The 11828-nt window shown below is 62.2% G+C and carries 9 protein-coding genes; 1 reads left to right on the top strand and 8 read right to left on the bottom strand.

What is annotated here, in order from left to right:
• Nucleotides 1–95: 95 nt before the first annotated feature.
• From xth to mnmE, 6 genes are all read right to left on the bottom strand, one after another.
• On the bottom strand, nt 96–917 hold the full coding sequence (xth, locus tag J8I29_RS09230; RefSeq protein WP_209431426.1) for an exodeoxyribonuclease III: 822 nt from the start codon (nt 915–917) through the stop codon (nt 96–98).
• 212 nt (nt 918–1129) lie between these two features.
• Nucleotides 1130–2008: a ParB/RepB/Spo0J family partition protein gene (locus tag J8I29_RS09225; RefSeq protein WP_105860954.1), complete on the bottom strand. Its 879-nt coding sequence runs from the start codon at nt 2006–2008 to the stop codon at nt 1130–1132.
• 9 nt (nt 2009–2017) lie between these two features.
• On the bottom strand, nt 2018–2824 hold the full coding sequence (locus J8I29_RS09220; RefSeq protein ID WP_280870104.1) for a ParA family protein: 807 nt from the start codon (nt 2822–2824) through the stop codon (nt 2018–2020).
• Between the two features lie 39 nt (nt 2825–2863).
• The gene (rsmG, locus tag J8I29_RS09215) at nt 2864–3508 is read right to left on the bottom strand and encodes a 16S rRNA (guanine(527)-N(7))-methyltransferase RsmG (protein WP_209431425.1); all 645 of its coding nucleotides are present in this window, start codon (nt 3506–3508) and stop codon (nt 2864–2866) included.
• A 235-nt stretch (nt 3509–3743) separates the two neighbouring features.
• A complete protein-coding gene (mnmG, locus tag J8I29_RS09210; protein WP_209431623.1) occupies nt 3744–5609 on the bottom strand; it encodes a tRNA uridine-5-carboxymethylaminomethyl(34) synthesis enzyme MnmG in 1866 nt (621 codons plus the stop codon).
• A 269-nt stretch (nt 5610–5878) separates the two neighbouring features.
• On the bottom strand, nt 5879–7201 hold the full coding sequence (gene mnmE, locus J8I29_RS09205; protein WP_209431424.1) for a tRNA uridine-5-carboxymethylaminomethyl(34) synthesis GTPase MnmE: 1323 nt from the start codon (nt 7199–7201) through the stop codon (nt 5879–5881).
• 109 nt (nt 7202–7310) lie between these two features.
• On the opposite strand from mnmE, the gene J8I29_RS09200 reads away from it, so the two are divergent.
• Nucleotides 7311–9335: a thioredoxin domain-containing protein gene (locus J8I29_RS09200; RefSeq protein WP_209431423.1), complete on the top strand. Its 2025-nt coding sequence runs from the start codon at nt 7311–7313 to the stop codon at nt 9333–9335.
• A gap of 354 nt (nt 9336–9689) precedes the next feature.
• Here J8I29_RS09200 and rho read toward each other — a convergent pair whose 3' ends face one another.
• Together rho and hemJ are read right to left on the bottom strand one after the other, a co-directional pair.
• Entirely contained in the window at nt 9690–10955 is a 1266-nt protein-coding gene (rho, locus tag J8I29_RS09195; protein WP_105860950.1) for a transcription termination factor Rho, read from the bottom strand.
• A 242-nt stretch (nt 10956–11197) separates the two neighbouring features.
• Nucleotides 11198–11638, bottom strand: coding sequence for a protoporphyrinogen oxidase HemJ (gene hemJ, locus J8I29_RS09190; RefSeq protein ID WP_105860949.1), 441 nt, complete (start codon nt 11636–11638; stop codon nt 11198–11200).
• Nucleotides 11639–11828: the final 190 nt, after the last annotated feature.

Raw genomic sequence — 11828 nt, 5'->3', positions numbered from 1 at the left:
TCCGCTCCTGCCAGCCAATTAGCCCCCGCCTCGAAGGGCGGACGAGAACATCCGCGCGTCCGAGAAGAGCTCATCAGGTGCTTCCCCAAATGCTGTCAGTCGATTTCGAAGACGCCGGTGACGGGTACGTGATCGGAAGGCTTCTCCCAGCCACGGGCTTCGCTGAGAATCTCGATTGACCGGGCCGTGCCGGCCAGGCCAGGGCTTGCCCAGATATGATCGAGTCGCCGGCCGCGATTGGAGGCGATCCAGTCGGCGGCGCGATAGCTCCACCATGTGTAGAGCTTGGCCGGTTCGGGCGTGAATTCACGCATCAGGTCGATCCAGCCCCCGACGGCGATCATCGCCTTCATCGCCTCGGTTTCCACCGGCGTATGCGAGACGACGTCGAGAAGCTGCTTGTGGCTCCAGACATCATGCTCGAAAGGTGCGATGTTCAAATCCCCCACCAGCAGAGCACGACCATTGGCTTGGGGAAAGTCGCCGGCAAACCAGGCATGCATCTCCGCGAGAAAATCGAGCTTGTGCCCGAACTTCGGATTGAGCTCGCGATCGGGAATGTCCCCGCCCGCCGGCACGTAGAAATTGTGAACGGTGAGGGGCTGCTTCAGTCCGGCCGCGGCCCCGAGGCGGATCGAGATATGACGCGCATCTCCCTTCTGGCAGAACTCGCGCTTGTCGACCGTTTCGAAAGGCAGGCGCGAGAAGATCGCCACGCCGTGATAGCCCTTCTGGCCGTTGAAGGCGATATGCTCGAAGCCCAGCTTGCGCACATCGTTGAGGGGAAACTTGCCGTCCTCGACCTTGGTTTCCTGCAGACACAGGATGTCCGGGTTCTTCTCCCTCACGAACCGCTCCACCAGCCCCATGCGCAGGCGGACCGAATTGATATTCCAGGTTGTCAGCGTGATCTGCATGAAAAATGGCACTCGATGGGGTGGCGCGACGCCTGAGATGAGGCGTCTCGCCGGTGATAACAGGTGGCCGGGCGGTGATTTCGAGGCGAGAGGCGAAGCCGCTCTCGCCGGCCCCATGGCCTCTGGGGTGCTAGGGTCGCGCCCAGGCTCTGTTCAGCCTGGTCCCGCATGTTCTCCGCTATCGCCTTTCGACTCGCCGGATGGCAAAACCTCTAGCCACGTAGCCGGCGGCAGAGATCGTCGAGCTGCTCGAGCGATTTGTAGCGAATCTTCAGCTCGCCGCCATCGCCACGATGATCGAGCACGACCTTGAGACCGAGAACGTCCGAGATCGTTCGCTCCAGGGCGATGGTATCGGGATCTTTCTCGACACGGCTGCGCGCCCTCAACGTCTTGCCGGCACTTTGTGACTGATCCTGCACGATGCTCTCGGCATCGCGCACCGACATGTTCTCATCGATGATCAGCCGGGCGACACTTTCGGGATCCGAAACTGACAGGAGCGCGCGAGCATGCCCCGCCGTCAACTTGCCATTGACCACATTGGCTTTGATCGTATCGGGAAGCTTGAGCAGACGCAGCGTGTTGGCCACATGGCTGCGGCTCTTACCGATCACCTTGGCGAGATCGTTCTGAGAATAGGAGAATTCCTCGATCAGGCGGTCATAACCGATCGCTTCTTCGATGGCGTTGAGGTCAGCCCGCTGGACGTTCTCGATGATGGCAAGTTCAAGCGCCTCCTTGTCGGATGCCTCGACGATCGTTACGGGTACATCATGAAGTTCGGCGCGCTGTGCGGCGCGCCACCGCCGCTCCCCGGCGATGATCTCGTAGGCATCCATGCTGCCTGCCACGGCACGAACCAGGATGGGCTGGATGATACCTTTCTCTCGAACGGAATTGGCGAGATCTTCGAGTTCTTCCTCGCTGAAATTCTGACGCGGATTCTTGGGATTGGGCCGCAGGAAACCCGTCGGCACCCGGCGCTGGCCGCGTGCCCGCTCGATCGCCGCGCCTTCATCACCTGCATCGCCGATCAGGGCGGCCAAGCCGCGTCCAAGCCTTGGGCGCATTTTATCGTCGGACGTCATGGTCGTTCCTTACGCGGCACGCAGCAATTTCTCGCGCTGAATCACTTCGGAGGCGAGACGAACATAGGCCTGGCTGCCCGGGCATTTGAGATCGTAGAGCAGCGACGGCTTGCCGTAGGAAGGGGCCTCCGACACGCGAACATTGCGCGGAATCACCGTCTGGTAAACTTTTTCCCCAAGGAAGTCGCGGACATCTGCCATAACCTGCCCGGAAAGATTGTTACGGGCGTCATACATGGTCAGCACGACGCCGTGAATGCTGAGATGCGGATTCAGCGAGTTGCGTACCTGCTCCACCGTACGCAGCAGCTGCGACAGCCCTTCCAATGCGAAGAATTCGCATTGCAGGGGAACCAGTACAGCATCGGCAGCTGCCATCGCATTCACGGTGAGAAGATTGAGTGAGGGTGGGCAGTCCACCAAGACATAGGAGCAGGGGACATCACCTGAGGAAGCCAGGGCGTGAATGGCCTTGCGCAGACGGAACGCGCGGTCGCGCTCACCGGCGATTTCAAGTTCGACACCGAGCAGGTCCATATTGGACGGTGCGATATGCAGGCGCGGCACCACAGTTTCGACGATCGCCGCCCGCAAATCGCAATCGCCTACCATCACGTCGTAAGTGGTTCTTACCCGCTGCTTCATGCCGATGCCCAGGCCCGTTGAAGCGTTGCCCTGGGGATCCAGATCGATGATCAGCACGTCCTCGCCAATGGCGGCGAGCGCCGTGCCGAGATTAATGGCCGTCGTGGTCTTGCCCACCCCACCCTTCTGGTTGGCAATAGCGAGAATACGCGGCAACGTCATGGCACCCATCTTTCCTGCAGCCTAAAGCGTGGAAACGGTATCTAAATGTCACTCGCCCGGGCGCTTTGTCGCGGTGTTGATCGAAACAATTCGCCCGGCCGAGTCAGTAAGGCTCGGTATCAATTGCGCCTGGATATTCCAATATTTGGTTGCTTGGGTCAATTCCTGCTCTACATCTTGACCCTTGAGAAACAGAGCCCGGGCCCCCGTTTTCAACAGCTCCGCGCTGTAATCGAGCAATTCGGGTAACGACGCCAAGGCGCGGGCCGTGACTAGATCCACCCGGCCCTGCCAGTTCGAAACGAAATCCTCGATCCGTATCGCATGCACGGTCGCGGGCGCATGGGTTATCCGCGCCACCTCGCGCAAGAAGGACGCCTTCCGGCCGTTTGACTCGACCAGATGCACGCGGAAACCCGGAACAGCCTTGTTCGCAATCGCCAGAACCATGCCAGGGAACCCCGCGCCACTGCCGAAATCGACAACCGTCCTGGCATCGCCGAGTAAGGGAAGCAATTGCGCGCTATCAGCGATATGCCGGCTCCAGATCTGAGAAAGGGTCGATGGCGCCACCAGGTTCTTGATTTTCTGCCAGCGCTGCAGTGCCTCGACATAGAGATCCAAGTCTCCAACTGTTTCACGTGAAACAGGGAGCGATTGCAGCGCTTCTTGGCGATCGAGATCGAGTGTCATGCCCCGGACCATGGCTGATACCACTCGTTGAGGCAAGCAGGACCTGGAGTAATCCAACGCTGCGGCTGTCGGGCATCAGCAATCAGGATACGGGTGTCAGTCCCTAGCTTGACCCCCATTCGGCTTCAGCCGAATGACTGTAGATCCCCGCCGGGCGGTCCACTCCTGAAATAGGATCTAACTGTACTGTCAGTTCGAGCGCCGTTGATCAGGATTCGATACGAGTCCGAATCGATCACAAGGCCGTCCTCTGTTTGCGTTTGCGAAGGGCGGCAAGCAAAAGAGTGGTGGCTGCAGGCGTGATGCCGTCGATCCGGCTTGCCTGACCGATGGTACGCGGCTGTACGCTGGCGAATTTCTGTCGGGTTTCGTTAGAGAAGCCGACCACGGACTGAAAATCGAAATCGCTAGGAATTTCAATGTCTTCATCACGACGAAAGGCGGCCACGTCCGCCCTCTGCCGCTCCAGATAGACCGCATATTTGGCTTCGATCTCGACCTGCTCCAGCACGGCATCATCGAACTGGGCCGCCTCCGGCCACAGACGGGCGAGATCGGAGAAACCGACATTGGGATAGGCAAGGAGATCGAAAGCGGAGCGCCTGACGCCATCGCGATTGATACGAATACCGGCCACCTCGGCCTGATTGGGCGTCACCGAAACGGATCGACTCCAGGCCGAGGCTGTATCGAAAGCCGCCTGCTTGGCCTTCCAGGCCGTCTCCCGCTCTGCACCGACCAAGCCGAGGCCAAGGCCGCGATCGGTCAGACGCCGGTCGGCATTATCCGCCCGCAGGGTCAGGCGATATTCGGCCCGCGAGGTGAACATGCGATAGGGCTCGCTGATGCCGCGGGTGACGAGGTCGTCGATCATAACGCCGATATAGGATTCGTCGCGACGGAAAACGACGCCGTCGCCACCGCCCGCCCGGCGCGCCGCATTGAGACCGGCGACCAGACCCTGAGCGCCCGCTTCTTCATAGCCGGTGGTGCCATTGATCTGGCCAGCCAGGAATAGCCCGCGCACTCGCCGCGCCTCCAGCGTGGCATCGAGCTCGCGCGGATCGATGTGGTCATATTCGATGGCGTAGCCGGGACGGATCATCCGGACCTTTTCCAGGCCCGGAATGGTCGCGAGCATGGCCTGTTGCACGTCTTCGGGCAGGGAGGTCGAGATGCCGTTGGGATAGACGGTATGGTCGTTCAGGCCCTCCGGTTCCAGGAAGATCTGATGGCCGTCCCGCTCGCCGAAGCGCACCACCTTGTCCTCGATCGACGGGCAATATCGTGGGCCGCGGCTTTCGATCTGTCCCGAATAGATCGGAGCGCGATGGATATTCTCTTGGATGACTTTGTGGGTCTGCGGCGTGGTACGGGTGATGCCACAGGAAACCTGCGGATTGGGCAGATGCGTAGTCAAGGTCGAGAACGGCTCCGGTGGCTCATCGCCGGGCTGCATCTCGAGCGAGGCCCAGTCGATGGTTCGGCCGTCGAGACGGGCCGGGGTGCCGGTTTTCAGTCGCCCCAACTCGAAGCCGATGCGGGCGAGGGTCCGGGAAAGGCCGAGCGCGGGGGCTTCGTCGACACGGCCGGCCGCGATGCGGATATCCCCGATATGAATGACACCGCTCAGAAAGGTCCCGGTGGTGAGAACAACCGATCCGCATCCGAATCGATCGCCCTTGGTGGTCGATACGGCCCGGACCTGGCCCTCCGCGATTTCGAGATCGTCGACCTCGGCTTCGATCACGGTCAAGTTGGCCTGCCCGGCAATCGCCGCCTGCATGGCGGCGGCATAAAGCGCACGGTCCGCCTGCGCGCGCGGACCGCGCACGGCCGGTCCCTTGCGCCGGTTGAGGACGCGGAACTGGATGCCGCCCTGATCGGCGACCCGTCCCATCAAACCGTCGAGCGCGTCTATCTCGCGCACGAGATGTCCCTTCCCGAGCCCGCCGATTGCCGGATTGCAGGACATGGTGCCGATGGTCTCGGCCCGATGGGTAATGAGCGCTGTCCGCGCGCCAAGCCGCGCAGCCGCCGCCGCCGCCTCACAGCCGGCATGACCCCCACCTACCACGATCACATCGAATTGCCGGTTCATCATCGAATCCATTCGCCCGTCATCCGGGGCTGCGCTCGCAATGACGCGCAAAATATCCGTGTTTCGGCTGCAGCTATTACGCCGAAGCAGCCTCCGCGTCAAAACCCCAGCCCTGGTGGTAATTTTGTTATTCCACCGCCATTGCGAGCGAAGAGAAGCAATGTTGAAGCCATGGATGCAGCGTTTCTCTGCCCCGGATTGCTTCGCTTTCAATCACATCCTGGAAATCGGAATGCCGGGGCGGGGCGGCTGGATCGGCTTCGTTCCGCTCACTTGCCGATGCAGAATTCGCGAAAGATCACGTCATAGATCTCGTCGATATCGACCCTACCTGTCAGACGGCCGATGGCCCGCACGGCCAGGCGCAGATCCTCGGCGACGAATTCCACCGGAGTCGTCTCATCAGCCGCCTGCACCGAGGCCAGATGGGCCTTCACGATCTCGAGTTCCCGGCGATGCCGCTCCCGCGTCACCAAAGCCGTCTCGCCGCTTTCCAGAGCTGCTCTCGCCGCCTCTTCGAGCCGCTTGAGCAAAGCCGGCATACCGGCGCCGCTGCGGGCCGACAAGCCAAGCTCAAAGGCTGCCGGCAGCGTCTGGGGCAGGGGAGCTTGGCCGCCGTCCTGCTTGGTGAAAACGCGCAGGAGAGGAACAGGCAGATCGGGTGGGTCGGCGCGGGCATCGCCGGCCTCCAGCCAGATCACCAGATCGGCGCGGTCCAGGCTTGCCCGCGCCCGCTCCACGCCGATCGCCTCCACCACATCCACCGTCTCGCGCAGGCCGGCGGTGTCGATCAGGGTCACCGGGTAGCCGCCAAGGTCGAGATGCACCTCCAGCGTATCGCGGGTGGTGCCGGCAATCGGCGAGACAATGGCGACATCGCGTCGGGCGAGGGCATTGAGCAGTGTGGATTTGCCAGCATTGGGCGGGCCCGCAATCACCATCACTGCACCCTCGCGCAGCCGCTCGCCACTGCGTGCGCCCTGCAAGGCCGTCTCGATCTCCGCCAGCAAGCCCCCGGCGCCGGACCGGACCGACTGGAACAGGACAGGGACGTCCTCTTCGTCGGGAAAGTCGATCTCGGCCTCCATCAGCGCCAGCAGGGCAGCAAGGCGCTGCCTCCAGGCCGTCGCCGCCCGTTCCAGCGCGCCGCCCGCCTGGCGCAGGGCCTGCCGTCGCTGGCTCCCTGTCTCGGCCTCGACCAGGCTGGCAATGCCCTCTGCCGAGGTGAGATCCATGCGGCCATTGGCAACGGCCCGCCGGGTAAACTCGCCCCGCTCGGCCAGGCGAAAGCCGGGCAGGGCGGTCAGGGCAGCGATCACCCCGGAAATGATCGCCCGGCCGCCATGCACCTGCAATTCGGCGACATCCTCGCCCGTGAAGCTGGCCGGCCCCGCAAAAAACAACACCAGCGCCTCGTCGAGCACTTCTCCGCTTTCGGGATCCTTCAGGCGCCGCAATGCAGCGCGGCGCGGCTGCGGCACACCCCCCGCAATCGTTTCCAGTCCGAATCGAACCGAGGGACCCGACAGCCGGATCACGGCTATGCCGGCGCGGCCGACCCCGGACGCAAGCGCGACAATGGTCTCAGCCATGCCCAAAGCCTCCGCCGATCCCGGCGGATTCCGCCCCTGGCGACGCCGCCGCGCTTTCACTTCCCGGCTGGCGACCCCATACTCTAGTCAGAAAAGGGAGGCTGTCCTCATGTCCAACGCGCTGCAAAACAACCTCGCTCATGAAACCAGCCCCTATCTGATCCAGCACGCCGGCAATCCCGTGCATTGGCAGCCCTGGGGGGAAGAGGCCCTGGCGCTGGCCCGGACCCAGAACAAACCGATCCTGCTCTCCGTCGGCTACGCCGCCTGCCATTGGTGCCATGTCATGGCGCATGAGAGTTTCGAGAATCCCGACATCGCCGCTGTCATGAACGAGCTTTTCATCAACATCAAGGTGGATCGCGAGGAACGGCCGGATATCGACCAGATCTATATGACGGCCCTTCATGCTCTCGGGGAGCAGGGCGGCTGGCCTCTCACCATGTTCCTCACGCCTGGCGGCGAACCTTTCTGGGGCGGCACCTATTTTCCGCCTGAATCGCGCTATGGCCGTCCCGGCTTCGTCGACGTGCTCCGGGCCATCGCCAAGGCCTATCACACCGATTTCGAACGGGTCGGCCGCAATCGCGAGGCGCTGCTCGGCGTGCTCAACCGCATCCCCCAGCGCGGCGATCGCGCTTTCGGAGCCGATAGCCTCGCCCAGGCGATCAGCGCGTTGGCCGGCATTACCGATCCGGTCGATGGCGGCACCAAGGGGGCACCGAAATTCCCGAATGCCTCCTATCTCGAACTGCTTTGGCGCGGCGGGCCGGGCAGCGAGGCCCGCAAGCTGATGCTGCTGACGCTGGAGCGCATCTGCCAGGGCGGCATCCGCGATCATGTCGGCGGCGGTTTTGCGCGCTACAGCGTCGATGAACGGTGGCTGGTGCCCCATTTCGAGAAGATGCTCTACGACAACGCCCAATTGCTCGAGCTGCTGGCCCTGGCATGGCTGGAGACCGGACGCGATCTCTACCGCCAAGCGGCCATCGAGGTGGTCGAGTGGCTGCAGCGCGAGATGATGGCGGGTGACGGTCACGCTTTCGCGGCCTCTCTCGATGCCGATTCGGAAGGCCACGAAGGCCGTTTCTATGTCTGGAAGCCCCATGAACTCATCGAGATCCTCGGCATGGACGATGCCGAGTTCGTCGCCCACGCCTTCGACATCGCCGATGGCGGCAACTGGGAGGGCCAGTCGATCCCCAATCGCCTCGGCAAGCCCGACCTCGAACCGGCCCTCGCGATCGGCTGGCAGGATCTGCGGCCCAGGCTGATCGCCGAGCGGGCCAAGCGTATTGCCCCCGCCCGCGACGATAAGGTCCTGGCCGACTGGAATGGCCTCGCCATTGCGGGGCTTGCACGCGCCTCCGTGATATTCGAAAGGCGGGACTGGCTCACGCTCGCTCGCGATGCCTTTCGTTTCGTCGCCGAATCCATGGCCGACGGAGCGCGACTCGGCCATTCCTGGCGCGAGGGGCGATTGCTGAAGCCGGGTCTGGCCACCGATCTTGCCGCCATGATCCGTGCAGCGCTCGCCCTGTATGAAGGCGGGGCGGGGCCGGCCTATCTCAATCACGCCCTCGGCTGGGCCCAGGCCATCGAGCATGACTACGCCGATGCCGAGGGGGGCGGCTATTTCCTCACCGCGGCGGATGCCGCGGCCTTGGTTACCCGGCCGCGTTCCACGCTCGACGACGCCGTTCCCAACGCCAATGGCATCATGGCGGATAATCTTGTCCGTCTCGCCGCCCTGACCGGCGAGGATCGCTGGCTCCGCCGCGCAGATGAGGTGCTGACGGCCCTGTCGCCAGCCATGGCCGGCAATGTCTTCGGGCATGCCTCCCTGCTCAACGCCCTCGACCTCAGGCTCCACGGTCTGGAAATCGTGGTGGTGGGCACTGGGCAGGCCGCGGATCAGCTTTACCGGGCCGCCCTCGATCAGCCTTTCCCAGGCCGGATCATTTTGCGGGCGACCAGTGCCGACGAGCTACCGGCCGGACACGCCGTGCGCAGTGCCGGGATCGATGGTCATCCCGCAGCCTTGGTCTGCTCCGGCCAGCGCTGCTCACTGCCCATCAGGGATGAGGCGGGCTTGTCGGAAACCATCAAAGCCATGCGAGCCGAGGGCGGCTGAGTGCGATCGAGGCTTGTTTCACGTGAATCATCTTGCGCCTGTTTCACGTGAATCAGGCCGTGAGGGTGATTCACGTGAAACAGGGTTAATCGCGGACAGCTCATTTTTATCGTCAGGGTAGGCCGCAGCTGCTTCCTCCCATTCGGCAATGACGAATAAGGGTGTTGGCCCATATCTCGAGAGTTGCCCACCGCCCCTCATCCGCTCCTTCCTGGCACTTTCCCCCGCAGGGGAGGAAGGTGCCTACGACTCATTCCACTGTCATTTCCCGTTCCGCGTCCGAATCGATGCCCATAGCAAAACGGCCCGGGCATTCGCTGCCGGGCCGTTCGCAAGCCATCCGGGTTGGACGCCTCAGGTATTCATCGAATCGAAGAAGTCCGCATTGAGCTTGGTCTGCCGGAGCTTGTCGAGCAGGAACTCGATGGCATCGACCGTGCCCATCGGATTGAGGATGCGGCGCAGCACATACATCTTCTTGAGGATGTCGTTCGCTACCAGCAGCTCTTCCTTGCGGGTACCCGAGCGGGTGATGTCGATCGCCGGGAAGACGCGCTTGTCCGAGACCTTGCGGTCGAGGATGATTTCCGAGTTGCCGGTGCCCTTGAACTCTTCGAAGATGACTTCGTCCATGCGCGAGCCGGTCTCGATCAGGGCCGTCGCGATAATGGTCAGCGAGCCGCCTTCCTCGATGTTGCGCGCCGCGCCGAAGAAGCGCTTGGGCCGCTGCAGGGCATTGGCGTCGACACCACCCGTCAGCACCTTGCCGGAAGACGGCACCACGGTGTTGTAGGCACGGCCGAGGCGGGTGATCGAATCAAGCAGGATCACCACGTCGCGTCCATGCTCGACCAGGCGCTTGGCCTTCTCGATCACCATTTCCGAAACCTGCACATGGCGGGCGGCCGGCTCGTCGAAGGTGGAGGAGATCACCTCGCCCTTCACCGAACGCTGCATGTCGGTCACTTCTTCCGGACGCTCGTCGATCAACAGCACGATCAGATAGCATTCGGGGTGATTGGCGGTGATCGATTGGGCGATGTTCTGCAGGAGAACCGTTTTGCCGGTACGCGGCGGCGCCACGATCAAGGCGCGTTGACCCTTGCCGATCGGGGCCACGATATCGATGACGCGCGAGGAATAGTCCTTCTTGGTGGCGTCGCCGATTTCGAGCTTCAGCCGCTGGTTGGGATAGAGCGGCGTGAGATTGTCGAAATTGATCTTGTGCTTGGTCTTGTCCGGATCTTCGAAATTGATCGTGTTGACCTTGAGCAGGGCGAAGTAGCGTTCGCCATCCTTGGGAGAGCGGATGATGCCCTCGACCGTATCGCCGGTGCGCAGACCGAATTTGCGGATCTGCGAGGGCGACACATAGATGTCATCGGGGCCGGGCAGATAATTGGCTTCCGGCGAGCGCAGGAAGGCGAAGCCGTCCTGTAGCACCTCGACGACACCCTCGCCGACGATCTCGACCTCGCGATTGGCGAGCTGCTTGAGCACGGCGAACATGAGTTCCTGCTTGCGCATCGAGGAGGCGTTCTCGACCTCGAGTTCCTCCGCGAAGGCAAGCATTTCGATTGGGGTTTTGGATTTGAGATCCTGAAGTTTGATTTCCCGCATGGGGGTCCTTGTTGGGGATCGATTCGTTTCATGACGCGCATTGAAAAGCGCGGTCAGAAGGATTTTCGGGGGGAACAGGTCTTGTTATCGCCAGACTTAGTCTTGCGTCAGCGCCGTGGCCGGGTTCGACACCCATACCCTCAAGACGCCAGCCTGCAATGGAAGGAGAAGCGCTTTATACAGCCGGCCCCGCGCCTGGGCAAGCGGGCGGACCGGCCAAATATCGAAAAAGCGCGAAATCCTCAGAAGGGCTTCACCACCACCAGGATGACGATCAGGATCATCAGCACGGTGGGAATTTCATTGATCATGCGGAAGAACTTGGCAGGACGCACATTCCGGTCTTCGGCGAATTCGCGCGTCAGCTTCGAAAACCAGCCATGCACGCCCGAAAGCACCAGTACGAGCAGGAACTTCGCATGAAACCAGGGCTGGTGGTAGAAGCCCGAAGACCACACCAGCAGCAGGCCGAAAATCCAGGTCGCGCCCATGGCTGGGTTGATGATGGCCTTGAGCAGGCGGCGCTCCATCACCTTGAAGGTTTCGCTCTGGATCGAGCCCTTGGCAGCTTCGGCATGATAGACGAACAGCCGCGGCAGATAGAGCATGCCCGCCATCCAGGCGATCACGGCGATGATGTGCCCCGCCTTTACGAGATCATAGGCCGTGCTGCCATATTCCATCACGTCGTTCCTGCTATTCGAACCAACCCGAAAGGATCGATTTCCTTCTCTCCTCGCGGGACCTGGCACTCCCACGGAAGTGCCTCGGGTCCCGGTAGGGGGATGAGAGGTCGTGCGATCCCGTGCCAGCGAGGCGTTTCTCCCCTGATCCGCCCCTTTGGGACACCTCTAGTCGACAAGGGAGTTGACG

This window comes from Labrys sp. LIt4, from assembly GCF_017813775.1.
GTDB lineage: Bacteria > Pseudomonadota > Alphaproteobacteria > Rhizobiales > Labraceae > Labrys > Labrys okinawensis_A.
The sequence above is the reverse complement of the archived record's forward strand: the minus strand, read 5'-3'. Positions and strand labels throughout refer to the sequence as shown.